Source organism: Mycobacterium shunyiense (assembly GCF_058270035.1).
On sequence record NZ_JBZDPT010000040.1, the window covers coordinates 293,796 to 316,758 of the forward strand.

Here is a 22,963-nt window from a genome sequence, read left to right on the forward strand (position 1 = left end):
CAATCCTGGTGGATTCCCACTACCTGCAACGCAAAGTGGTGGCCAGTCCCATCCCGAAGCGGGTGCTGGTGAACCGAACTCTAACTTAAGGTCCGCGTGGTCGCAGAGCCATTTGCTGCAGGCACTGCCGATCGGGGTGTGACGGGACGACGTTGCTTGCCGGGCATGTGGCGCCAGGGCCCGGCAAGCCGCCGGAACCGCGTTCTACCCGGAGTTCGACCTGTTGCCGGGGATGGCGGTCGGTGCCGCCGGTGCCTTCACGCCGGGGGTGAAGAGGTTGCCGCCGGTGGGGTTGATCGACTTCTCGGTCGGCTCGACCGTTGGCGGCGGGGCAGGAGTGGCCGGGGTGGTCGTGGTGGTGGTTGTCGTGGTGGTTGTGGTCGGCGTGGTGGTCTCGGGGCCCTTCTGCTCTTCGGTACCGCATGCCGCGGTGAACGAGATCATCCCGATGACTGCCGCACCGCCTGCGATGACGGTGAGCCGACGAGTCAACTGCCCAGACTTCATGATGCTGTCCTCACTGTCCCCCGTGCTGTTACAGATACTTGCCTTCGGCGAATCGCTGCGGATTCCCGCTACCTGCAACGCAAATGGCGGCCCAGTCCCATCCCGAAGCGGGTGCTGGTGGGGCGAACTCTAACTCAGAGTCGGCACGGCCGCAGAACGGTCCCGGCCGGCCCCGCCTTCCCGGGGCGGTCGCCGGTGGGCGCGGCTTGACGCTGTCGGGGGGTAGGTGTTTACTCGAGCCATCGAACATACATTCGAAAATCATTCGATACAGATGGTGCGGGAGGTGTTGTTGTGACTGTTGCGGCTGAGCGTGATTTGCGCCTGCTTACCCGCTCTGAACAGGTAGAACACCTCCGTCGCAAGATTGCCTCGGTATCGGGGAAGGTCGGTCCGGTGCATCGCGGCGCGCCCCGGTCCGAAGCGATGGTACCGGCTCCCGAATCTTTGCTGGAGCCGCCTGAAACCCTGGTTGAGGCGTTGCCTGAGGGCTTACCGACGATGCTGCCTCGCGGGTCTGTCGCGGTGGCTGCGGGTGCCCGGTCGCTGACGCTGGGCATGGTGGCGGCTGTGACATCCGGGGGTGGGCATGCGGTGATCATCGGCCAGCCCGATGTCGGCCTGTTGGCCGCGGTGGAGATGGGCGCCGATCTGAGCCGGCTCGCGGTGATCCCCGATCCGGGTGCCGACCCGGTCGAGGTGGCCTCGGTGCTGATGGACGGGATGGATCTGGTGGTGCTCGGGTTGGGTGGGCGTTCGGTGCCTCCGAGTCGGGCCAGGGTGATGGTGGCGCGGGCCCGGCAGAAAGGCTGCACGCTGCTGGTCACCGACGGTGACTGGCGGGGCGCATCGGCACGGCTGGAGGCCCGGGTGTGCGGTTATGAGGTGGCCGGTGCGGGCCAGGACGCTCCGACACCTGGGCGCGGCCGGATCAGCCGGGTCCGGCTGGCCATGCGAGCCAGGGGGCGGGGCGTCGGATCGGCTTGTGCGGCAGGCGGATAGCTCGTGCCAGCTGATTCCAGGGTGCTTGCCCTCTGGTGTATGGACTGGCCGGCGGTGGCCGCGGCGACGGCAGCGGGTCTGGCTTCGACGGTGCCGGTCGCGGTCACTCTGGCCAACCGAGTGATCGCCTGCTCGGCGTCGGCACGTGCGGCCGGGGTCCGGCGCAGGCTGCGTCGGCGTGAGGCGCAGGCCCGGTGCCCACAACTGCACGTCGTCACTGCGGACCCGGCCAGAGACGCCCGCCATTTCGAGAACGTGACGCTCGCCGTCGATGATCTGGTGCCGCGCGCCGAGGTGCTGCGTCCGGGACTGCTGGTGCTCTCGGTGCGTGGCGCGGCGCGGTACTTCGGGTCCGAACCGGTTGCGGCCGAACGGTTGATCGATGCTGTCGCCGCGGCGGGGGCCGAATGCCAGGTCGGTATCGCCGACCAACTTTCCACCGCGGTCTTCGCCGCCCGGGCTGGTTGCATCGTCGAACCCGGGAACGACGCGCGGTTTCTGTCCGGCCTGTCGATCCGGCAACTGTCCACTGAACCGGCCCTGGCTGCCCCAGGGCGCGAAGAGCTGGCAGATCTGTTGTGGCGGATGGGTATCCGGACCCTAGGGCAGTTCGCCGAGTTGTCCCGCACCGACGTCGCCTCCCGGTTCGGGGCCGACGCGGTGACGGCGCACCGGTTCGCCTGCGGAGAGCCCGACCGTGGCCCCTCCGGGCGGGATCCGGCCACCGAACTCGATGCGGTGATGAACTGTGACCCGCCGATCGAAAGAGTGGACGCCGCGGCTTTTGCGGGACGGTCCCTCGCCAGTGATCTGCATCGGCATCTGGAGGCAGCCGGGGTGGGTTGTACCCGCTTGGCCATCCACGCCATCACCGCCAACGGTGAAGAGCTGGAACGGGTCTGGCGGTGTGCCGAACCCTTGACCGAGGATGCCACCGCCGACCGGGTGCGTTGGCAGCTGGACGGCTGGCTGAACCGTCGCACCTCCGAGCGGCCCACCGGCCCGGTCACGGTGCTGCGCCTGCGCCCGGTGGAGGTGGTGTCGGCGGCGGCGCTGCAATTGCCGCTGTGGGGCGGGCTGGGGGAGGAGGATCGGCTGCGGGCCCGGCGGGCGCTGCTGCGGGTTCAGGGGCTGCTCGGTCCGGAAGCGGTGCAGGTTCCGGTGCTCAGCGGCGGGCGCGGGCCTGCCGAGCGCATCACCCTCACGCCGTTGGGGGACGAACCGGTACCGCGAGCCGATCCACGCCAGCCCTGGCCTGGCCAGTTGCCCGAGCCCTCACCGACCGTGCTGCTGGATGATCCGGTGGAATTGCTTGATGGACAAGGAAATCTGGTGCGAGTCACCAATCGCGGATTGTTTTCGGCAGATCCTGCGCAGCTGGCCGGTGCCGGCCGCCGTGACGGCAGGCTGCGCTGGTGGGCCGGGCCATGGCCGGTCGACGAGCGGTGGTGGGATCCGGAGAACCGAGGGGCCGGACGGACGGCGCGGGTCCAGGTGCTGCTGGGCTCTGGAGGCAGGGAAGGGGACGATCTCGCACTGCTGCTGTGTTATCGGCAGCGTCGGTGGTATCTGGAGGGCGCCTATGAATGAGGGCTGATCAGCTCAGGCGTTGTGCGAAAGCCCCGACCCGGCTGATGAACCGGTCGAAGAATGCTGTGGGGTCTACCTCGGTACCGATCAGCGCATTCGGTGGACGGCCCCAGTGTCCCCGCCAGTCGGCCACAGTCATGCCGCGGGTCAGGGTGCCGCTCAGCTCCACGTCGACGGTGGTTTCCCGGTAGCTCACCAGTTCTGGATCCAGGGCGACCGCGGCGGCCAGCGGATCGTGCAGGTGCGCCAGGTACCCGTCACCGGTGTCGAAGTGGAATTCGAAGTAGAACCGCATGGCGTCCTCGAGGGCCCGGATCAACGGGTTGTCGGCGCTCGATCGGGTGCCCCGCTCGTCGAGCACGCTCATCGGCGTCGACGGTGACCCAGCTGCGGAAGCCAGCCGGTTCAGCAGCGCGGGTGTCATCGCGATGTTCTCGGTGAGGTTGAGGCCCAGCACGATTGGAACATGGGTGGCTTCGTCGAGACCCCAGGCGGCGTTCCAACCGCTGAACACCTCGGCTGCGGATTCGGGGTCTACGCTGATGTTCCATTCCGACACGGGTGTGGTGTTGCCCCGGTAATCGAATGCCCCACCCATGATCACCAGCCGGCGCAGCAGCTTGGGCAGGGTGGGTTCGGCGCGCATGGCCAGCGCCAGGTTGGTCAATGGGCCGGTGGCCAGCCCGATCAGCTCACCGGGGTAGGCGCGCGCGGCCCGCGCCCAGGCCTCGGCGGCGTCGTGGGCGGTGAGCAGCCGGTCGCCGGCCGGCAGCTCCGCATATCCCAGGCCCTGCGGCCCGTGGGTGTCCTCGGCTGTCCGCAGCGGAGCGCTCAACGGCTGTTCGGCTCCCTTGGAGACCGGTACTCCGGTCACCCCGCACAGCTCCAGCAGGCCGAGGTTGTTGGCGCAGACCTGTTGTACCGGAACATTTCCCGCGGTCGAGGCGATACCGACCAGCTCGGCTTCCGGGCTGGCCAGCAGATACGCCAGCGCCATGGCGTCGTCGACGCCGGTGTCGACGTCGGCGAACACGGGCAGCATCGATTCGCTGCTCGGCGGCTCGGTTGATTCGCCGCTCGGCGGCGGTGGCGTCACGGCGTCAACGATATGCCAACGCCATGGCGTATCGGCTCACGACTCGACGAACCGCAGTCCGACAAGGCCAACCACGATCATCGCGATGAACGTCATTCGCAAGGGCGTCAACGCATCGCTGAACATCACCACTCCCGCGATGGTGACACCGACCGCGCCGATGCCTGCCCAGACCGCGTACGCGGTGCCGACGGGCAGGTGTCTGACCACCATGGCGAGAATCACGAAGCTGGCCACCGCAGCCACGACGCACACCACACTCCACCACAACCGGGTGAACCCATCCGACTGCTTGATAGCCAGTGCCCACACGATCTCCAGCAGGCCGGCGAAGACCAGCAATGCCCACGACATCTTTGTCTCCACGGGGTCAGGCGTTGTAGCCGCCGTCGACGGTCAGGGTTGCGCCGTTCACGTACTGCGCATCCGGACCGGCGAGGTAGGCGACAGCGCCGGCGATTTCGCCGGCCTGAGCGAAGCGTCCCAGTGGAATGTTCGGTAGATCGGCGAGAGCTTCTGTGCTGTCGGCCGGATTCATCTCGGTGTCGGTATTGCCTGGCTGCACCACGTTGGCGGTGATTCCACGGGGCCCGAGATCGCGGGCCAGTCCTCGGGCGAGCGCGCCGACGGCGGCCTTGGTCGTCGAGTACAGCGTCACCCCGGGAAAGGGGGTGCGGTCGGCGAGATTGCTACCGATCGTGATGATCCGGCCGCCTTCGCTCATGGCTGTCGCCGCGGCCTGACTGAACAGGAAGGGCGCGCGGATGTGCAGATCGATCGCCTGGTCGATGTCGGTGGCTGTCACTGTCTCCAGCGGACCGTTGGGGAAAACTCCGGCGTTGTTCACCAGGATGTCCAGCCGGCCGAACGTCTCGACGACGGCGTCGACCGCGCGCCGTGCTGCGTCGGGTGCAGCGCTGTCGATCTGCAGGGCAAGGGCTTTCGCGCCGACGCCGGTGATCGCGTCGACCACTTCGGCCGCCCGCTCGGGCGATGAATGGTAGGTGAAGGCCACGTCGGCGCCTTCGGCTGCGAGGCGGCGCGCGATTGCCGCACCGATTCCGCGGCTGCCGCCGGTGACGAGTGCGGCCTTGGATGTCAACGCCTTCAACGCCATACCTGGCTCCAATCAATTTTGTAATGGATACTACAAATATAGACTGTTGGCATGCCCCGTCAACCCGCTGCCCGCCGCGGCCGGCCACGTGCGTTCGACCGTGACACCGCGCTGCAGGCAGCAATGGACGTGTTCTGGGAGCGTGGCTACGAAGGCACCCGGGTGAGTGACCTGACCGGCGCGATGGGGCTCAACGCGCCGAGCCTGTATGCGACCTTCGGCTCCAAGGAGGACCTGTTCCGCGAGGTGGTCGCGTATTACGGTGCCCCGGAACGTTCGCCGCTCATGATGGCGCTGCGACGTCCGGTTCCGATTCGGGACGCGGTCGAGGCCATGTTGCGCGACAGTGTGCGCCAGTACGCCGACCCTGACAGTCCACCCGGCTGCCTGATCGTGCTCGCGGGGATCGCGTATTCGACCGAGACCGAGACCTTGCGCGACCTGCTCAAGCGCTACCGGGACGAAGATCGCGCGCAGTTGCAGGCCCGGATCCGGGCGGCCGTGGCCGACGGCGAGCTACCCGCTGATGTGGATCCGCAGCGGCTCGCGTCGTTCCTGATCACCGTGCTTCACGGGCTGTCCATCCAGGCGAGGGACGGCACATCCCGGGCCGGCATGGATGCGGCCGTGGACCTGGCAATGCTGGCCTGGGACGGCGCGGTCGGGAATGCCGGCGCGAAAAGGTTTGGTACGCCGTGACTTACCAGTGCACGCCCGGCACCAGCCGGACCGCCCGCTTCACCGGGCGGGCCACCGTACGCGGGACCCGCAGGCTTCGGGCGCTGCGGACCGGCCGCTTCGGCCGCCGCTGCGTCAGTTCGACCGCCTGCGACTGAGGGCTCTCCCCGGCCTCGCCGCGCGCGGCCGCCGAGTCCGGGTAGCCCAGATACAGCTGGTGCAGGACGCGACGAGACAGTTTCGGGGTCAGGTAGTTACCGAAATCGGCGACGGTACCCAGCGGGGTGTCGATCCGGGCCGGCTTGTCCACCAGGCCGCGCACCACCATGGCAGCGGCATGCTCGGCCGAGATCGGCGGCACCGGATTGAGCTTGCGCGACGGCGCGATCATCGGCGTCTTCACCAGCGGCATATGGATATTGGTGAAGGTGATGTGATCCGAGAGGGTTTCGGTGCCGACCACCTCGGAGAAGGCGTCGAGCGCCGCCTTGGAAGGCAGGTAGGCGCTGTACTTCGGGGTATTGGCCTGCACGCCGGCGCTGGACACGTTGACCACATGGCCGAACCGGCGTTCTCGCCAGTGCGGCAGCAGCGCCAGCACCATGCGCACCGAACCGAAGTAGTTGACCGCCATCACCCGCTCGTAATCGTGCAACCGGTCCGTCGAGTTGGTCACCGAGCGGCGGATCGACCGGCCGGCGTTGTTCACCAGATAGTCGACGTGGCCGAACCGGCCGAGGATGTCCTTGACGGTGTGCTCGACCGACGCGGAATCGGTGACGTCACAGGTGAATGCGTAAGCCTGCCCGCCCGCTGCGCGAATCTCGGCGACCAGGTCGTCGAGTGCCTCACCGCTGCGGGCCAGGGCGAAGACGCAGGCACCGCGTTCGGCCACCGCGATCGCCGAGGCTCGGCCGATGCCGCTGGAGGCTCCGGTGATGATGACGTGCTTGCCGACCAGGGGGCCGGCCGGATCATCGCGACGGGCCCGGTCGGGATCGAGGTGTTCAGCCCAGTACCGCCATAGTTTCGGTGCGTACGAAGAGAATTCGGGCACGGAGATCCCGGTGCCGCGCAGCGCAGCGGTGGCGTTGTCCGCGGTGAAGGTCGGCCGTAACTCCGCCACGTCGAGCACGTCACCCGGAATGCCCAGCTGGGTGGCGACGATGTTGCGCACCGCCTTGACCCGGCCCCGCGCCCGCAACACGGGTGCCGCGGTCGCCCGCGGCAGCGAGCCGCGCAGCGGCGGCAGCCCGGCCTCGGCGGCCACGCCACGGTAGATGTCGCGCAGCCCGATGGTCTCGGGTGCGGTCAGGTGGAACGCCTCACCGTCCTTGCCGTCGGTATGCATCAGCGCGACCATCGCTTCAACGACGAAGTCCACCGGCACCACATTGGTCCGGCCCGAGTCGGGCAGCATCATCGGCGTGAACTTCGGAAGCGCCGCCAGCCGGGCCAGCACGCCGAAGAAGTAATACGGGCCGTCGATCTTGTCCATCTCGCCGGTTTGGGAATCGCCGACCACAACGGCCGGGCGGTACACCCGGTAGCGCAGGCCTGGCGTCGACCGCACCAGCAGTTCTGCCTCGAATTTGGTCTGGTGATATGGCGTCGGCAGGTCCTGGGCGACGTCGAAATCGTCCTCGGTGAACACGCCCCGGTGGTTTCCCGCCACCGCGATCGAGGACACGTGGTGCAACGTGGCGTCGAGGCGACGGGTCAGCCCGATCACCGCGCGGGTGCCCTCCACGTTGGCCGCCCGCTGTTCGGCTTCGCCGACCGTCATGTCGTAGATCGCCGCGCAGTGCACCACATGCGAGACGTCGCCCAGCTCGGCGATATCGGCGTCGGATAGCCCCAGGTCGGCCACTGTCAGGTCGCCGACCAGCGGTTTCACCCGCTCGTCCCAGTGTTCGGCCAGCCGCTCGAACCGCGTCAGCGACTCGCGGCGCACCAGCACCCACACCTCGGCGTCGGGTTCACGGGACAGAATCCGGCTGATCACTCGACGGCCAATAAACCCGGTACCGCCGGTAACGACATAACGCATGCGAGCCATCGTGGCCTTAGATCGGGCAAACGTCAACAAGGCCGGTCGACTCAACTATCGTCGGCACGCATGCCCCTCAATCCGGACGCCGTTGGCGAGACAACCGATCCGATTCCGTTCGACTGGACCGACCGCGACACCCTGCTGTACGCCATCGGCGTGGGCGCGGGCACCGATGACCTCGCCTTCACCACCGAGAACAGTCACGAGATCGAACAGCAGGTGTTGCCGACCTATGCGGTGATCGCCTGCTCGGCCTTTCCGGCGGCACTCAAGATCGGCACGTTCAACTTCGGCATGCTGCTGCACGGCTCGCAGGAGATCCGGTTGCACCGGCCACTGCCCCCGGCCGGGAAGCTCAGCGTGATCTCCGAGGTCGTCGACATCCAGGACAAGGGCGAGGGTAAGAACGCGGTGGTCATGCTCAAGGGCATCGGCACCGATCCGGCCAGCGGCGAGGTCGTCGCGGAAACCCTTACCACCGTGGTGATTCGGGGCGAAGGCGGGTTCGGCGGGCAGCAGGGGCAACGCCCCGTCGCGCCGCAGATTCCCGATCGCGACGCGGACGCCCGCGTGGCGTTGCCCACCCGCGAGGATCAGGCGCTGATCTATCGACTCTCGGGGGACCGCAACCCATTGCACAGCGATCCGTGGTTCGCGAAGAATCTGGCCGGGTTCCCGAAGCCGATCCTGCACGGTCTGTGCACCTACGGTGTGGCCGGGCGGGCGCTGGTCGCCGAACTCGGTGGCGGCGACGCCACGAAAGTCCATGCCGTCGCGGCGCGGTTCAGTTCTCCCGTGTTTCCGGGGGAGACGCTGACGACGTCGATCTGGCGCACCGAACCGGGGCGGGCCGTGTTCCGCACCGAGGCGGCCGGGCCCGACGGTGCCGATGCTCGACTCGTACTGGAGGACGGTGTCGCCGAGTATTCCGACTGATCCGGCAGGCGCAGCAATTTCGTAGAAGCGGCTGCATACCGCGTGGTGGATTGACAGGATCGAACCACTGAGGTCGCACGGCGGTGCGGGAATGGTGGTGGCAGATGACGCAGGTGAACCTGGTCGTTGGGTATCTGGCCACTCCCGGTGGCGCCGACGCACTCGCGTTGGCGGTTAGGTTCGCCCGAACGCTGGCCGCCGAGGTCCATGTCTGCATCGTGCTGCCACCCGACAACGCCCCGCCGGGCACCGTCCCCAAGGGTGGCTACGAGGAAGTACTGGCCGAGCAGGCGCAGGGCTGGCTGGACGATGCCCTGGGCCTGGTGCCCGACGACGTTGTGGCGCACACGCATCTGAGTTTCGACGAGTCGTACACCGACGGTCTGATCCGCGAAGCGCTGCGGCTTCAGGCGGTCGCAATCGTGGTCGGCGGTGCCGGTGGCGGGTTGATCGGCAGCTATTCGCTGGGATCGGTGGTCAACGAGCTGTTGCACGCCTCGCCGGTGCCGGTCGCGGTGGCGCCACGCGGAACCCGCGATTCGAAGGTCGAACGGGTGCATGAGATCACCTGTGCCATCGGTCAACGTCAGGGTTCGGATCTGTTGCTCGCCACCGCGGTACGGGCCAGCCGGGCCGCGGAGATCCCGCTGCGGTTGGTCTCGCTGGTCGCGCTCGATCCGACCTTCGGCTCGCTGCGCGGCGACACTGAAGCCGTGCGAGCCCACGCACTCGCGCACGCCGAACGGACCTTGGAGGCCGCCAGAAATGAACTGCCGGCGGATTTTCCGGTGTCCTCGACCATCGTGACCGGTCCCAGCGTCGAGGCCGCCGTCGAACAGTTGGGTTGGGACGACGGTGACATCATCATGGTCGGATCCAGCCGGCTCAGCGCGCCGCGACGGATCTTCCTCGGTTCCACGGCGGCCAAGATGTTGCGGGTGTTGGACGTGCCCATGGTGGTTGTGCCCCGGGACGAACTGAAAGACGGCGAGGATCACTCATGACGGAATCCGCGTCGCATCAGAAGCTCGAAGCCGCCGAGCACTCTGCCGGGCTGGTTTCCAAGGGCCTGGCCGCGGGCAAGGTCGGCACCTTCTCCGGTGCGATCCTCGGCATCTCGTGTGTGGCACCCGGATACACGCTGACCGCGAGCATCGGGTTGATCGTCGCCGCAGTCGGACTCAAGATGCCCGCGATCTTCATCGCCGGGTTCATCCCGATGTTCCTGACTGCCTACGCCTATCGCGAACTGAACTCGCGCGCACCTGACTGCGGGGCGTCGTTCACCTGGTCCACCAAGGCATTCGGCCCGTATGTCGGCTGGATGTGTGGGTGGGGCATGGTGGTCGCGTCCATCATCGTGCTGTCCAACCTCGCCGCCATCGCGGTGGAGTTCTTCTATCTGTTCATCGCTCGGATCACCAACCACCCGTCGATCGCCGAGCTCGCCGACAACAAGGCCATCAACATCATCACCACACTGGTGTTCCTGGTCATCGCGACTCTGGTCGCCAGTCGCGGCATCACCACCAGTGAACGCGTGCAGTACGTACTGGTCGGATTCCAGATGGTGGTGCTGTTGGCGTTCGCGGTGATGGCGTTCGTGCATGTGGGGCGCGGCGATGCGCCGGCCGGACTGTCATTCGACCTGGACTGGTTCAATCCGTTCAACGGACTTGCGCTGAGCGCCTTCGTGGTTGGGGTAACCGGATCGATCTTCGCCTTCTGGGGTTGGGACACCTGCCTGACCCTGGGGGAGGAGTCCAAAGATCCGACGAAGGTGCCGGGCCGGGCCGGGCTGCTGTGCGTTCTGTCCATCTTGGCGACGTATCTGCTGATCGCTGTCGCGGTCATGATGTACGCCGGTGTCGGGGAAACCGATCTGGGGCTGGGCAATCCGGACAATGCCGAGAACGTTTTCGCCGCGTTGGCGGATCCGGTGCTCGGCACCTATGCCGGGCCGCTGCTGTTTTTGGCGATCCTGGCTTCGTCGGTGGCCAGCCTGCAGACCACGTTCCTGCCTGCCGCACGGGCGATGTTGGCGATGGGCGCCTACAAGGCGTTCCCGCCGCGTTTCGCCGAGGTCAGCCCACGCTATCTGGTGCCGGTGTTCGCAACCGTCACCGCCGGCGTGGTCACCGGGGTGTTCTACACCGTGGTGAGCCTGCTCTCCGAGAGTGCGCTGCTGGATACCATTGCCGCTCTTGGCATCATGATCTGCTGGTACTACGGCATCACGGCGTTTGCCTGTGTCTGGTACTTCCGCCGTGAGCTGTTCGACAACGCCCACAACATGGTGTTCAAGTTCCTGTTTCCACTGCTCGGCGGAATCGTGCTGGCTGCGGTCTTCGTGATCTCGATCAAGGAGAGCATGGACCCGGAGAATGCCAGCGGCGCGGCGATCGGCGGCATCGGCCTGGTGTTCTTCATCGGCTTCGGCGTGCTGATCCTCGGTGCCGTGCTGATGATGGTCTGGCGGTCTCGCAGTCCCGCGTTCTTCCGGGGCGAAACCCTGCGGTACGACACGCCTTCACTCGTGGAGTAGAGCCCACCCCGGGACCGCGAAATCAACGAAATGGTCGCCCCCAGAAGGTTTTGCGACCACAGCGTTGATTTCGCGGTGAAGGTGCGGCTCAGCCGGCCGCGCCGCCGATGCCGGAGTTGCCCTTGTTGTGTGCCAGCTCGAACGGATCCAGCAGGTCCCACACCGTGGTCACGGCCTGGACCTTGAGTTCGGCGCCGGGCTCCTCCAGGTTGATCAAGTCGGCGATGATGTCGTAGCCGTAGTACACCGCTGACCCCGGCGGCGTGGTCTTGATCAGCTCGTTGATGATGGTCTGCCGGGCATCTCGCGCGGCGGGATCGTCACCCAGCGCGGGGGCCAGGCTGGGCAGAATCTTGCTGATCGGGATCACCGCGTTCACCCACGGCACGATCTGGGTGCCCCGGTAGATCTGCTCGGTCGCCTCGCGCACAAGCGGTTTGAGCTCGTTCGGCGCGGCGCCCATCAACGCATCCCGCAGATTCAGGATCTCGGGGGGAATGTCTTTCGGCTCGGGATCATTGTCGCGCAGCGGGTTGGGGTCCCACGGCGTAGCTGCCTGATCCTGGACCGCCGCGACCTTCGGGGTGACCGAGGTTTTGCTCGTCGGCTGCGCGACTGTCCGGGTATCCGGCTTTTCCGCCACCACGGGCGCCGGCTTGAGAGTTGCGGCCTGCTTGGGGGAGAACAGGTCCTTGAGCTTGGCGACCTCGCCGGCCTCGAACTCCTCGGCAGTGGGCTTCGGTTTGGGCGCGGCGGCCACCGGCTTGGCGGACTTGACGGTGTCGGTGACCTGGGCAGCGGCTTTGTCGATCTTGCCGGCACGCTTCTCGAGGTCGTCCCTGACGTTTTCTTTGACCTTGGCCAACGGGACCTTGGACAACGGCTTGGGGCGCTTGACCTCGCCGGCCTTGGCAACTCCGCGCTTGGGCCCGGCGTTGACGTGCTGGGATGTGCTGCCGGTCGACTCCTTGGGCGCACCGTCCGTCGAATCAGCGTGAGCAGTGCCCTGGCCGGCCACGGCGATCGCCGCGCCGACTCCTGCCGCCACCGCGACACCACCGACATAGCCGATGTATTTCGTTGACGCCATTGCCGTCCTTTCACAGCCGATCCCCAGCCCAGAGGCATCGTAGGGGGCTACGGCGTGATCGGCATCTCTTGGGTTGCATCGGGCTACACCTGGTGCCGCATACCGACCAGGCATCGAACAGACGTTCGATACACTGGTGAAGTGGGATGGCACAACGGGCCGCCGAGCTGGTCGGAGATGGAGCGGGTACTCACCGGCAAGCCCCGCCGTTCCGGCCTGCCATTGGGGCCCGCCGGCGACGGTGGGGACAGCCCGGCCTGGTCGCGCAAACGCGGCAGCTACCAGCCACCCGAGGTTTCCCGCACACCCGGCTCGGTGCCGTATGCCGAGCTGCACACGCACAGCGCCTACAGCTTCCTCGACGGGGCGAGCACGCCGGAGGAGTTGGTCGAGGAGGCGGCCCGGCTGAACCTGCGGGCCATCGCGCTGACCGATCACGACGGGCTCTACGGCGTGGTCCGGTTCGCCGAGGCGGCCCGGGAGTTGGACGTGGCCACGGTGTTCGGCGCCGAACTGTCGCTGGGGAACGTTCCCCGCACCGAGGATCCGGACCCACCCGGCCCGCATCTGCTGGTGCTGGCCCGCGGCCCGGAGGGGTATCGGCGGTTGTCTCGCGAGATCGCCAAGGCACACCTGGCCGGTGGTGAGAAGGGTAAGCCCCGCTACGACTTCGACGGGCTCACCGAGGCTGCCGGTGGGCACTGGCACATCCTCACGGGCTGTCGTAAAGGCCATGTCCGCCAGGCACTCTCGGAAGGCGGTCCGGAAGCTGCCGCCGCCGCGCTGGCGGATCTGGTGGACCGGTTCGGGGTCGACCGGGTCAGTATCGAACTCACCCATCATGGCCATCCATGTGACGACGAACGCAATGCCGTCCTGGCCGGGCTCGCGACGCGGTTCGGGATACCGGTGGTGGCCACCACCGGTGCGCACTTCGCGGCACCCGACCGAGGCCGGCTGGCCATGGCGATGGCGGCGATCCGGGCCCGCAACTCGATGGACACCGCGGCGGGCTGGCTGGCCCCGCTCGGCGGGTCCCACCTGCGTTCCGGGGAGGAGATGGTCCAGCGGTTCGGTACTGAGATCGTGACGGCCGCAGCCAATCTCGGTGAGCAGTGTGCCTTCGGCCTGGCGCTCATCGCTCCGCAGCTGCCGCCGTTCGACATCCCGGCCGGGCATACCGAGGACAGTTGGCTGCGGCATCTGGTCATGGCGGGAGCAGCCGAACGCTACGGGCCCGTCGACAATGCGAAAAAGGCCTATTCGCAGATAGAACACGAGTTGCGCATCATCGAGCAGCTGAAGTTTCCCGGCTATTTCCTGGTGGTGCACGACATCACCCGGTTCTGCCGGGACAACGACATCCTGTGTCAGGGCAGGGGATCGGCGGCCAACTCGGCGGTCTGCTACGCGCTCAAGGTCACCAACGTCGACCCGATCGCCAACGAGTTGCTGTTCGAACGGTTTCTGTCCCCGGCCCGCGACGGGCCGCCCGATATCGACATCGACATCGAATCGGACTTGCGCGAGAACGTTATCCAGTACGTCTACGAGCGTTACGGCCGTGACTACGCCGCCCAGGTGGCCAACGTCATCACCTACCGCGGACGCAGCGCGGTCCGCGACATGGCCAGGGCGTTGGGCTTCTCCCAGGGCCAGCAGGACGCCTGGAGCAAGCAGCTCAGCCGGTGGAACGGACGTCCGGACTCGCCGGAGGCGGAAGACATCCCGCAACCGGTGATCGAATTGGCCACTCAGATCGCCAATCTGCCCCGGCACCTCGGCATCCACTCGGGCGGCATGGTGATCTGTGACCGCCCGATCGCCGACGTGTGCCCGGTGGAGTGGGCCCGCATGGCCAACCGCAGCGTGTTGCAGTGGGACAAGGATGACTGCGCGGCAATCGGTTTGGTGAAGTTCGATCTGCTCGGCCTCGGCATGCTCTCGGCGCTGCACTACGCCATCGACCTGTTGGCCGAGCACAAGGGCATCGTCGTCGACCTGGCCAAATTGGATCTGTCCGAACCGGCGGTCTACGCGATGTTGCAGAAGGCCGACTCGGTAGGGGTGTTCCAGGTGGAGTCACGCGCGCAGATGGCCACCCTGCCCCGGCTCAAGCCGCGGGAGTTCTACGACCTGGTGGTCGAGGTGGCGCTGATCCGGCCGGGCCCGATCCAGGGCGGCTCGGTGCATCCGTATATCCGTCGCCGCAACGGACTTGAGCCCGTCACCTACGACCATCCGTCGATGGAGTCCGCACTGCGCAAGACGCTGGGCATCCCGTTGTTCCAGGAGCAGCTCATGCAATTGGCAGTCGACTGTGCGGGTTTCACCGCGGCCGAGGCCGACCAGCTGCGCCGGGCGATGGGTTCCAAACGCTCCACCGAGAAGATGCGGCGGCTACGCAGCCGGTTCTACGACGGCATGGCCGAGCTTCACGGGATCACCGGCGACGTGGCCGAGCAGATCTACGAGAAGCTGGAAGCGTTCGCCAATTTCGGTTTCCCGGAAAGTCATTCGCTGAGTTTCGCGTCGCTCGTCTTCTATTCGTCGTGGTTCAAGCTGCACCATCCGGCGGCGTTCTGCGCGGCTCTGCTGCGGGCTCAGCCGATGGGGTTCTACTCGCCGCAGTCCCTGGTTGCCGACGCCCGTCGGCACGGGGTGGTGGTGCACGGCCCTGACGTCAACGCATCCTTGGCCTATGCGACGTGCGAGAACCGCGGGATGGACGTGCGGTTGGGGCTGGGCAGTGTCCGCCACATCGGTGACGAGTTGGCGGGCAGGTTGGTCGATGAGCGAGATGCCAACGGGCCGTTCACCACCCTGATCGACCTGACCAACCGGGTGCAGCTGTCGGTGCCGCAGACCGAGGCGCTGGCCACTGCCGGTGCGCTGGGTTGTTTCGGGATCAGCCGGCGCGAGGCGCTGTGGGCGGCAGGTGCGGCGGCCACCCAGCGGCCCGACCGGCTGCCGGGGGTGGGCTCGTCCTCGCACGTGCCGCCGCTACCCGGGATGAGTGCGCTGGAGCTGTCGGCCGCTGACGTGTGGGCTACCGGTGTCTCACCGGACAGTTACCCCACCCAGTACCTGCGCGCCGACCTCGACGCCCTGGGCGTGATTCCCGCCGACAAGTTGCTGGACGTCGTCGACGGGACCCGAATTCTGGTTGCCGGGGCGGTGACTCACCGCCAGCGTCCGGCGACCGCGCAGGGGGTGACGTTCATGAACCTGGAAGACGAGACCGGGATGGTCAATGTGCTGTGTGCGCCGGGGGTGTGGGCGCGCTACCGCAAGCTGGCGCAGACGGCACCGGCGCTGGTGGTCCGCGGCATCGTGCAGAACGTCAGTGGTGCGGTCACCGTGATCGCCGACCGGATGGGGCCGGTAGAGCTGAGAGTCGGCTCCCGGTCACGAGACTTCCGCTGAGCGCGGAGTATCCGCGCTCAGACCGACTGGGTCGCTGTCCGGGTCGACGGTCGGAGCGGCGCTGTCCTCCAGCCCGGTCCGCAGCAGCGACCAGGCCAGCCGCCGCGCGGCGGTGGCCCGCTCGTGCAGGAGATGCTGGACGGCCGGGATGGGGTTGGTCTCCGGGGTCCGGCCCTCGACGACATCGGCGTGCAGATCCTCGGCGACCTGGATCGCCATCAGTACCGCGTCGTTGACCCGGTTGAGCGCATCCTGCAGGCGGTCGTCCTGGCTGAGCAGGTGGGCGTTGTCGAGCTCGACCGAAACGTCGCTCACCACCTGGCTGATCTGCCCGAAGAGCGCGTTCATCGCGGCTTCCCGTTCGGCGCGGTCAGGGTTGCGCAGCTGCGTCGCGCCTTCGGTCCACAGCGTCGCGAGCATCCGGGTGTGTGCGCCCACCGCGCGGGACACCTCGATCATCGCCTGCTTCTGCAGTTGTTCCAGCAGGTTGTTGCGTTCGATGCGGGCGAGTTCGTGCTGGGCCACCAGTTCGGCGTGGTGCAGTTTCTGCTGCGATTCCATCTGGGCCCGATGCCATTTCTGGGTCAGGGCGAGTTCCAGCGCCGACCGCTCGTCGGCGGCCGCCAGCTCACGGCGCAGCCGCTCGTCGGCCTGGGCGATGTCGTTCTTGGCCTGACGCTGGATGGTGAGGGTCAACCACATCGTCACCATCACGACGACGAAGACGACGCCACCGAAGAACCACTCGGCCTTACTGCCGGATGCTCCCGGGCCGAACACCAGATAACCGACGATCGCCAGGCCCGTCAGGCCGCCGCACACCAGCCATCCCTTGTTCGCCTTGGTGTCGACCGACGTCGGGTTGGGGGAGGCGGCTTGACCCACCACAGCCACCCGCATCGGCTCGGTCACCTCGCCCACCTGGTCGTAGTCCGGCGGGGCGCCCACTGAAGACTCAGCGGCCCTTGTCGATTCAGTTAGTCCGGCCATGTCGACCTCCCGTCGGCCAAGCCTGCCACCGTGCCGGCGTTCAGAGTAAGGCCACCCTCGACGCCGTGTGTTACCGGCCGGTGCACCCGCACCCGCATACCCTGTTTTTCGTCATTCTTCAAGTGCCCCTAGCGATGACGTGCCGCTCCGAAACCGCTAGTGTCATCGGCGTGCTCACCGTGAGCGGCGGTGAATCGGACCCGATGGTCCGGCAATCGGCCGCCCACTTTCTGTTGATCTGTTCGCTTGAGAATTGAGGGCCCATGGGACAAAACGCGACGCTGGAAGGTGATTCGGCGGTCATCGTCAGTCTGTCGGAAGCGGCGATGCACATGTATTCCGCTGCTATCGACGCACTGCCCTTCCCCGAGGACAAGAAGTTCCACAAGCGCGCCGACGTCGTCCTGTCCGGCCTGCGCAAGCTGCGTGCCTCGCTGGCCGAGGCGGCCAGCAGCAACCGGCCGTCTCCTGCGGTCATCGTGGCGCTCAGCGGGGTTCGTCAGCGCTATGACTCGCTGATGGCCCACGCCGCATCGGCTCCGGGTTCCTCTCTGGGACAGCAGATCTACGTCACCCGCGTCCACGCCAAGCTGTCGGCTCAGGAAGTCGCCAACGGCGCCGGTCTGCGCGACGGACTGCTCGACGAACTCGAGGCCGGCGCAACGCCGACCGATGCCGAGGCCGCCAAGATCCGCGACACCATCGCCGCGCTCGGCGGGTTGCCCGGCGACGATCACGGCATCCACGCCGTCCCGTCCTCGGTTGACTACGCGTCATCGGACGAGTCGCAGGCCAACGGCTGGGAGCCGGTCCTGGTCTCGGAGAACGCCGGCTGAAAAGCCCGTGCGCCGTCGTCGGTCAGGCGTCGGCGCGCAACCTCCATCGGTTAGCTGAGTTGTAGTGCAGCGCACGATGATTGGAAGCTCCCCAGCAAACTGCTGGGGAGCTTCTCTGGTTCGGCGAACGGTTGTAGTCTCGCGGCATGACAGCCGAACCAGACCTGAACTTGACCGTTGACGAACTCCTCACCACCACGCGCTCGGTGCGCAAACGTCTCGACTTCGAGAAGCCGGTCTCGCGCGAGGTGCTCATGGAATGTCTCGACCTGGCGCTTCAGGCCCCGACCGGGTCGAATGCACAAGGCTGGCAATGGGTTTTCGTCGAAGACCCGGCAAAGAAAAAGGCTCTGGCTGACATCTACCGGGCCAACGCGAACCCCTACCTCGACCTACCCAAGCCGCAGCGCGGCGACATCCGCGACCAGCAGATGGATGCGGTGACGAGTTCCGCCAGGTACCTCACTGACAACTTCGAGAAGGCGCCGGTGCTCATGATCCCGTGCCTCGAGGGCCGTCCCGACGGTGCACCCGCCGGCATGAGCGCATCGTTCTGGGGTTCCCTGCTCCCCGCGGTGTGGAGCTTCATGCTGGCGCTGCGGTCGCGGGGGCTGGGATCGGCCTGGACGACGCTGCACCTGCTCGGCGACGGCGAGAAGCAGGCTGCCGAACTGCTGGGCATCCCGTTCGATCGGTACGCCCAGGCGGGTCTGTTCCCGGTCGCCTACACCGTGGGCACCGATTTCAAGAAGGCCAAGCGTCTTCCCGCCGAGCAGTTCTCGCACTGGGACAGTTGGTGAGTCCGGGCGCCCTGGGGCGCCTGATGTCCGAGATGAAATTGTGAAGCCGGAGTATGAACACTCTGTGGGATTCGGGCGTGGGTCGCGTGTCGGCCCACGCCCGCGGCGTAACTAGACGCCGCCGGCGAACCCGTGTTGGCGCCAGGCCTCATAGGCGGCGACGGCCGCCGCATTCGACAAATTCAGCGACCTCCTGCCGGAGAGCATCGGAATGCGCACCTGCGCGGTGATATTGGGATCGGCCAGAGTTTGTGCATCCAGTCCGGTGGGTTCCGGGCCGAACATCAGTACGTCGCCGGGTTGGTAGGAGACGTCGGTGAACGACGTCGACGCGTGCGCGGTGAACGCGTAGACCCGGGCCGGCATCAGTGCGTGCCACGCCGCCGCCAGGTCAGCGTGCACCGTCACCGATGCCAGGTCGTGGTAGTCCAGGCCGGCCCGGCGCAGCTTGGGTTCGGACAGATCGAAACCCAGCGGCTCGACCAGATGCAGCTCGCATCCGGTGCCCGCCACCATCCGGATCGCATTGCCGGTGTTGGGTGCGATACGGGGAGAAAAGAACATCACCCGGAACATCCGATGATGATCGTATGGGGGACCGCCCGGTGACGAATCGGGATGCAATTCCAGGCGTGAATCAGCCTGCGAATCGGAGCGGGAAATCGGCAGGTGTTTGGGCAAGCACATCGCTGTTTGCTCGATTACCACACAACTCCGCTACAGCTCGGTCACGAACTCTGTCTGTTCAGTAAGAATTGTGGAAACGCTCGCGAGCTGCTGTCATACTCGTGCAATTGCCAAGGCGTTTGACGCCCGCCCCCGCGTGGGCGGAAACAGCAGGAAGTCTTATGAATCACGCCCCACGAGTAAATTGCGGCCACGCAGCCGGTAGTGCGGTTGGGCGCCGATGACTGCCTTTACGCAGCTGAAACAGGCTGACGGCACCCTCGTCGAATTCTCCCCAGCACCATCGGCTCCGGCCAAGCGCCCTTCGCGCTGGTCTCCGGCCAACTGGCCGGTCAGCCGGAAAGTCCTTGCCATCGTCCTCGTGCCGCTGATCCTGGCCGCGACGTTCGGTGGCTTGCGCATCTATGCCAGTGCCAGCGCTGCCGGAGATCTCCGGTTGGCCGCCGACCGGGCCGAATTGATTCCCGGTATCGACGACTACATGGCCGCCATGGAGGGTGTGCTCATCGCAGCTACCGAGGGTGGCGATGGGCAGGCCGCGATGTCCACTTTCAATGACCGGAAATTGGACCTGCAGCAACGTCTGGAAGCAACCGAGGTGGCCGAAGACGTCGGCCAGGCGGTGGGCAGTCTGCTCACCAAGGGGCCGGAACTCGTCGATGCCGTGATGTCGAATTCGATCGACCTCCGTCAGCGCATCCTCAACTACGGCCCGCTGCTGCTGACTGGGGAAGCTGCCATCACCGGTTCGGTGCACAGCAACCAGCAGTCGCTTCAAGCTCAGGTCGAGGCGCTGGCCCGGGCGGTCGGCGCGCGCGGGCAGATGGCCATCCAGCAGATGCTGGTCACTGCGGGCGGTGCCGAGCCGGAACCCTTGCTGCGTACCTCGATGATCACGATGGCCGGTACCGAACCGTCCACGGTCGCGGCACTGACCAAGGTCCTCGGAGGTGGCTCCGAGGAGGCGGCCACACTTCGCGCCGAGATGGTCAAGCGCATGGCGATGATGTCCAACCCGGGCATTCCGCTGGTCGGTAACCCGGACATGCTGGCCTCGCTGCAGGCCACCGACAAGATCGCCGGGCAGATCATCGAGAACACCACCTCGGCGATTCCGGCCGCGGTCGAGGCCCAGGCCAACGACGCCCGCAACGACGCGATCCGCGACGCGATCCTGGTTGCGACCGCCATCGTCAGCGCGATGGTCATCGTTTTGCTGGTGGCCCGCTCGCTGGTGCGTCCGCTGCGGACCCTTCGGGACAGCGCCCTACGGGTGGCCCATCAGGATCTGGCCAAGGAGATCGAACGGGTCCGCGCCGGCGGCGAGCTGGTTCCGGTCACCCCGATCCCGGTGCAGACCACCGAGGAGGTCGGCCAGGTGGCCCACGCCGTCGATGAGCTGCACGAGCAGGCGGTGTTCCTCGCCGGCGAGCAGGCGCAGCTGCAGTTGCAGGTCTCCGACATGTTCGAGACGTTGTCGCGGCGCAGCCGCTCACTGGTCGATCAGCAGTTGACGCTCATCGATCAGCTGGAACGCAACGAGGACAACCCGGAGCGCTTGGAGAGCCTGTTCCGGCTCGACCACCTGGCTGCCCGCATGCGCCGAAACGGCGCCAACCTGTTGGTGCTGTCCGGATCCAAGCTGGCCCGCGAACACAGCCGCCCGGTCCCGCTGGCGACGGTGATCAACGCCGCGGCCTCGGAGGTGGAGGACTACACGCGCGTCGTCACCGCTTCGGTGGCCGACGTCGAGATTGCCGGTGCCGTAGCCGGCGACTTGATCCACATGCTGGCCGAGCTGCTCGACAATGCGCTGCGCTATTCGCCGCCGATCTCGCAGGTGCGGGTGTCGGCCGTGCACGCCGCCAAGGGTGCGTTGGTGATCGAGGTCAGCGACGTCGGCCTCGGCATGACCGAGGCCGACCTGCGGGTCGCCAACACCCGTCTGCAGTCCGGCGGCGAGGTCAACCCCTACACCGCACGCCACATGGGTCTGTTCGTGGTCGGACGACTGGCCACCCAGCACGGTCTGGTGGTGCGGCTGCGCAGCACCGTCGCCGAGGAACCGAGCTCGGGCACGACGGCGGGGGTGTACGTTCCGGCGACGCTGTTGGCTCGCGACGGCGGCGACGCCGTCGACGAGCTGCCCTATGGCATGCCCGTCGATGCCCATGCCGGGATCGCCACGGCGTTGTCGTTGGACGCCGATCCCGCCGACACCTCTATGTTCGGCTCCGGTCTCGACGAGCCTCATGTCAACGGTGCCGATGTTCCGTTCGACCTGCTGCCTCAGCGCAGTCCGGGAGCCAGCGGTATCTCGGAACTACCGGGCACGCTGGCCCCCCAACCGGAACCCGAGGCCGAGGAACCGGCTGAGGAGTCCGAGGACGAACCGGTCAGCGAGTGGCCGCAGCAGTGGCCGGTGCACACCGAAGAGAGTGCGGCCCTGGCCAAGGGCCAAATCGGCGCAGCGGCGGAGCCGGCTTCGGACACAGCCGCGGACACAGGGGCCGACACCGCGGCCGACGAAGACGCGGAGCCCGGACGTCTGTCACCCACCAACACGTCGTCGTTCTTCGCCTCGCGCGGCCAAGCCGCCACGAACGGCGTCAACGGTCTCAATGGTGTCAACGGTCTGAATGGCCACGGCGACCTCAACGGCCACAGCGACCTCAACGGGGTCAACGGTGTGCACATACCGGATCCCGGCGAGGGACCGGAAGAACCCGTCGAAGCGCCCCAGTCCGAAAGCGCAGAGGTCGAGGGCGACTCGATCTATCAGTCGATGGTCTCGGAATTCGAGATCGACCCGACGACGCACGTGCGCAGCGCCGACCTGGACTGGAAGACCGTCTGGGAGAAGGGCTGGTCGGTGGCTGCCGCGGCGCAGGACGCGCCCGTCGAGGAGCACACCGAGGAAGGCCTGCCCATGCGTACGCCGGGCGCCCGGCTGGTGCCGGGTGGCGTCGCCGCCGCGGTCGGGGTGGCCGGCGAGTCCAACGGTCGTCACCGCAACGGTGGAGTACACCGCACCGACGACGGCTTCGAGGCGGTAGCATCGGCAGACGAACCTGACAGCGGCATGTTCGCGGCGTTCAAACCGCGTGACCCCGAGGCTGTCCGTACGAGCACCAGCAACCTTTTCGGAGGCGTGCACGCCGGACGATCGCATGCCCGTGAGACCAGAGGAACCGATAACGAATGACCCGTCCGACGCAGCGCGACTCCCTGGACTGGCTCGTGTCCAAGTTCGCCCGCGAGGTATCCGGGGTGTCCCACGCGGTGCTGGTTTCGGCCGACGGACTGCTGATGGCTGCCAGCGAACACATGCCGGTCGAGCGGGCCGACCAGCTCGCCGCGGTCTCCTCCGGCCTGGCGAGCCTGGCCACCGGTGCCTCCCAGTTGTTCAACGGCGGTCACGTGATGCAGTCGGTGGTCGAGATGGAGAACGGCTACCTGCTGCTCATGCGGGTGGGCGACGGCTCCAACCTGGCTACCCTGACCGCCCCGTCGTGTGACATCGGGCAGGTCGGCTACGAGATGGCGATTCTGGTCGAACGGGTCGGCGCGGTGGTGCAGTCTTCGCGCCGTACACCGCAGCCGTCCTGAG

At 66.9% G+C, this 22,963-nt stretch carries 19 protein-coding genes; 11 read left to right on the plus strand and 8 right to left on the minus strand.

Features of this window, described 5'->3' with window-relative positions; all coding sequences use genetic code 11:
- Positions 1–204: 204 nt before the first annotated feature.
- On the minus strand, positions 205–507 hold the full coding sequence (locus tag AC4ELS_RS22740; RefSeq protein ID WP_499049397.1) for a hypothetical protein: 303 nt from the start codon (positions 505–507) through the stop codon (positions 205–207).
- Between the two features lie 294 nt (positions 508–801).
- On the opposite strand from AC4ELS_RS22740, the gene imuA' reads away from it, so the two are divergent.
- Complete coding sequence (gene imuA' / locus AC4ELS_RS22745) at positions 802–1,509, plus strand: DnaE2-dependent mutagenesis accessory factor ImuA' (RefSeq protein ID WP_499049399.1); 708 nt, start codon at positions 802–804, stop codon at positions 1,507–1,509.
- Positions 1,510–1,512: 3 nt separating this feature from the next.
- A complete protein-coding gene (locus AC4ELS_RS22750) occupies positions 1,513–3,099 on the plus strand; it encodes a DNA polymerase Y family protein (RefSeq protein WP_498885305.1) in 1,587 nt (528 codons plus the stop codon).
- A 7-nt stretch (positions 3,100–3,106) separates the two neighbouring features.
- On the opposite strand, the gene AC4ELS_RS22755 is transcribed toward AC4ELS_RS22750, so the two are convergent.
- The 3 genes from AC4ELS_RS22755 to AC4ELS_RS22765 all read right to left on the minus strand — a co-directional run bounded on the left by AC4ELS_RS22755 (position 3,107) and on the right by AC4ELS_RS22765 (position 5,312).
- Positions 3,107–4,141, minus strand: a complete 1,035-nt coding sequence (locus tag AC4ELS_RS22755) for a nucleoside hydrolase (protein WP_448446041.1) — start codon at positions 4,139–4,141, stop codon at positions 3,107–3,109.
- A gap of 90 nt (positions 4,142–4,231) precedes the next feature.
- On the minus strand, positions 4,232–4,549 hold the full coding sequence (locus tag AC4ELS_RS22760) for an SMR family transporter (RefSeq protein ID WP_448445682.1): 318 nt from the start codon (positions 4,547–4,549) through the stop codon (positions 4,232–4,234).
- A 16-nt stretch (positions 4,550–4,565) separates the two neighbouring features.
- Positions 4,566–5,312 (minus strand): SDR family NAD(P)-dependent oxidoreductase, encoded by a 747-nt coding sequence (locus AC4ELS_RS22765; protein WP_448445680.1) that lies wholly within the window; start codon positions 5,310–5,312, stop codon positions 4,566–4,568.
- A 51-nt stretch (positions 5,313–5,363) separates the two neighbouring features.
- Here AC4ELS_RS22765 and AC4ELS_RS22770 point away from each other — a divergent pair, with 51 nt between their 5' ends.
- Complete coding sequence (locus tag AC4ELS_RS22770) at positions 5,364–6,011, plus strand: TetR/AcrR family transcriptional regulator (RefSeq protein WP_448445678.1); 648 nt, start codon at positions 5,364–5,366, stop codon at positions 6,009–6,011.
- A 1-nt stretch (position 6,012) separates the two neighbouring features.
- Here the strand turns inward: AC4ELS_RS22770 and AC4ELS_RS22775 are convergent, their stop codons facing one another.
- Positions 6,013–8,040, minus strand: coding sequence for an SDR family oxidoreductase (locus AC4ELS_RS22775; RefSeq protein ID WP_448445677.1), 2,028 nt, complete (start codon positions 8,038–8,040; stop codon positions 6,013–6,015).
- Between the two features lie 69 nt (positions 8,041–8,109).
- On the opposite strand from AC4ELS_RS22775, the gene AC4ELS_RS22780 reads away from it, so the two are divergent.
- The 3 genes from AC4ELS_RS22780 (at position 8,110) to AC4ELS_RS22790 (ending at position 11,524) form a co-directional block, all read left to right on the plus strand.
- Entirely contained in the window at positions 8,110–8,979 is an 870-nt protein-coding gene (locus AC4ELS_RS22780; protein WP_499049401.1) for a MaoC family dehydratase, read from the plus strand.
- A 113-nt stretch (positions 8,980–9,092) separates the two neighbouring features.
- Positions 9,093–9,983 (plus strand): universal stress protein, encoded by an 891-nt coding sequence (locus AC4ELS_RS22785; protein WP_448446039.1) that lies wholly within the window; start codon positions 9,093–9,095, stop codon positions 9,981–9,983.
- Complete coding sequence (locus AC4ELS_RS22790; protein WP_064878419.1) at positions 9,980–11,524, plus strand: APC family permease; 1,545 nt, start codon at positions 9,980–9,982, stop codon at positions 11,522–11,524. The genes AC4ELS_RS22785 and AC4ELS_RS22790 overlap by 4 nt, the downstream gene beginning before the upstream one ends.
- Positions 11,525–11,612: 88 nt before the next feature.
- Here the strand turns inward: AC4ELS_RS22790 and AC4ELS_RS22795 are convergent, their stop codons facing one another.
- Positions 11,613–12,614, minus strand: a complete 1,002-nt coding sequence (locus AC4ELS_RS22795) for a hypothetical protein (protein ID WP_499049403.1) — start codon at positions 12,612–12,614, stop codon at positions 11,613–11,615.
- Positions 12,615–12,755: 141 nt separating this feature from the next.
- Here AC4ELS_RS22795 and AC4ELS_RS22800 point away from each other — a divergent pair, with 141 nt between their 5' ends.
- Complete coding sequence (locus AC4ELS_RS22800; RefSeq protein WP_499049405.1) at positions 12,756–16,040, plus strand: error-prone DNA polymerase; 3,285 nt, start codon at positions 12,756–12,758, stop codon at positions 16,038–16,040.
- Here the strand turns inward: AC4ELS_RS22800 and AC4ELS_RS22805 are convergent.
- On the minus strand, positions 16,023–17,030 hold the full coding sequence (locus AC4ELS_RS22805) for a hypothetical protein (protein ID WP_499049407.1): 1,008 nt from the start codon (positions 17,028–17,030) through the stop codon (positions 16,023–16,025). The genes AC4ELS_RS22800 and AC4ELS_RS22805 overlap by 18 nt on opposite strands.
- 263 nt (positions 17,031–17,293) lie before the next feature.
- Between AC4ELS_RS22805 and AC4ELS_RS22810 the strand changes: the two genes are divergently transcribed.
- Positions 17,294–17,866: an XRE family transcriptional regulator gene (locus tag AC4ELS_RS22810; protein ID WP_499049409.1), complete on the plus strand. Its 573-nt coding sequence runs from the start codon at positions 17,294–17,296 to the stop codon at positions 17,864–17,866.
- A gap of 146 nt (positions 17,867–18,012) precedes the next feature.
- Entirely contained in the window at positions 18,013–18,666 is a 654-nt protein-coding gene (locus AC4ELS_RS22815) for a nitroreductase family protein (RefSeq protein ID WP_064880188.1), read from the plus strand.
- 111 nt (positions 18,667–18,777) lie between these two features.
- Here the strand turns inward: AC4ELS_RS22815 and AC4ELS_RS22820 are convergent, their stop codons facing one another.
- Entirely contained in the window at positions 18,778–19,242 is a 465-nt protein-coding gene (locus AC4ELS_RS22820) for a tRNA (cytidine(34)-2'-O)-methyltransferase (protein ID WP_448448561.1), read from the minus strand.
- A 331-nt stretch (positions 19,243–19,573) separates the two neighbouring features.
- On the opposite strand from AC4ELS_RS22820, the gene AC4ELS_RS22825 reads away from it, so the two are divergent.
- Both AC4ELS_RS22825 and AC4ELS_RS22830 read left to right on the plus strand, forming a co-directional pair.
- Positions 19,574–22,558 carry a HAMP domain-containing sensor histidine kinase gene (locus AC4ELS_RS22825; protein WP_499049411.1) on the plus strand — a complete coding sequence of 995 codons (2,985 nt, stop codon included), beginning with the start codon at positions 19,574–19,576 and terminating at the stop codon, positions 22,556–22,558.
- Positions 22,555–22,962, plus strand: coding sequence for a roadblock/LC7 domain-containing protein (locus tag AC4ELS_RS22830; protein ID WP_019346515.1), 408 nt, complete (start codon positions 22,555–22,557; stop codon positions 22,960–22,962). The genes AC4ELS_RS22825 and AC4ELS_RS22830 overlap by 4 nt, the downstream gene beginning before the upstream one ends.
- The last annotated feature ends 1 nt before the right edge of the window (position 22,963 follow it).

What these genes read in the sequence shown, in the direction of transcription:
- AC4ELS_RS22805 (WP_499049407.1), bottom strand. Translation starts at nt 17,030, where the DNA reads ATGGCCGGACTAACTGAATCGACAAGGGCCGCTGAGTCTTCAGTGGGC.
- AC4ELS_RS22810 (WP_499049409.1), top strand. Translation starts at nt 17,294, where the DNA reads ATGGGACAAAACGCGACGCTGGAAGGTGATTCGGCGGTCATCGTCAGT.
- AC4ELS_RS22815 (WP_064880188.1), top strand. Translation starts at nt 18,013, where the DNA reads ATGACAGCCGAACCAGACCTGAACTTGACCGTTGACGAACTCCTCACC.
- AC4ELS_RS22755 (WP_448446041.1), bottom strand. Translation starts at nt 4,141, where the DNA reads ATGCTGCCCGTGTTCGCCGACGTCGACACCGGCGTCGACGACGCCATG.
- AC4ELS_RS22775 (WP_448445677.1), bottom strand. Translation starts at nt 8,040, where the DNA reads ATGCGTTATGTCGTTACCGGCGGTACCGGGTTTATTGGCCGTCGAGTG.
- AC4ELS_RS22795 (WP_499049403.1), bottom strand. Translation starts at nt 12,614, where the DNA reads ATGGCGTCAACGAAATACATCGGCTATGTCGGTGGTGTCGCGGTGGCG.
- AC4ELS_RS22740 (WP_499049397.1), bottom strand. Translation starts at nt 507, where the DNA reads ATGAAGTCTGGGCAGTTGACTCGTCGGCTCACCGTCATCGCAGGCGGT.
- AC4ELS_RS22825 (WP_499049411.1), top strand. Translation starts at nt 19,574, where the DNA reads ATGACTGCCTTTACGCAGCTGAAACAGGCTGACGGCACCCTCGTCGAA.
- AC4ELS_RS22760 (WP_448445682.1), bottom strand. Translation starts at nt 4,549, where the DNA reads ATGTCGTGGGCATTGCTGGTCTTCGCCGGCCTGCTGGAGATCGTGTGG.
- AC4ELS_RS22790 (WP_064878419.1), top strand. Translation starts at nt 9,980, where the DNA reads ATGACGGAATCCGCGTCGCATCAGAAGCTCGAAGCCGCCGAGCACTCT.
- AC4ELS_RS22765 (WP_448445680.1), bottom strand. Translation starts at nt 5,312, where the DNA reads ATGGCGTTGAAGGCGTTGACATCCAAGGCCGCACTCGTCACCGGCGGC.
- AC4ELS_RS22830 (WP_019346515.1), top strand. Translation starts at nt 22,555, where the DNA reads ATGACCCGTCCGACGCAGCGCGACTCCCTGGACTGGCTCGTGTCCAAG.
- AC4ELS_RS22820 (WP_448448561.1), bottom strand. Translation starts at nt 19,242, where the DNA reads ATGTTCCGGGTGATGTTCTTTTCTCCCCGTATCGCACCCAACACCGGC.
- AC4ELS_RS22770 (WP_448445678.1), top strand. Translation starts at nt 5,364, where the DNA reads ATGCCCCGTCAACCCGCTGCCCGCCGCGGCCGGCCACGTGCGTTCGAC.
- AC4ELS_RS22780 (WP_499049401.1), top strand. Translation starts at nt 8,110, where the DNA reads ATGCCCCTCAATCCGGACGCCGTTGGCGAGACAACCGATCCGATTCCG.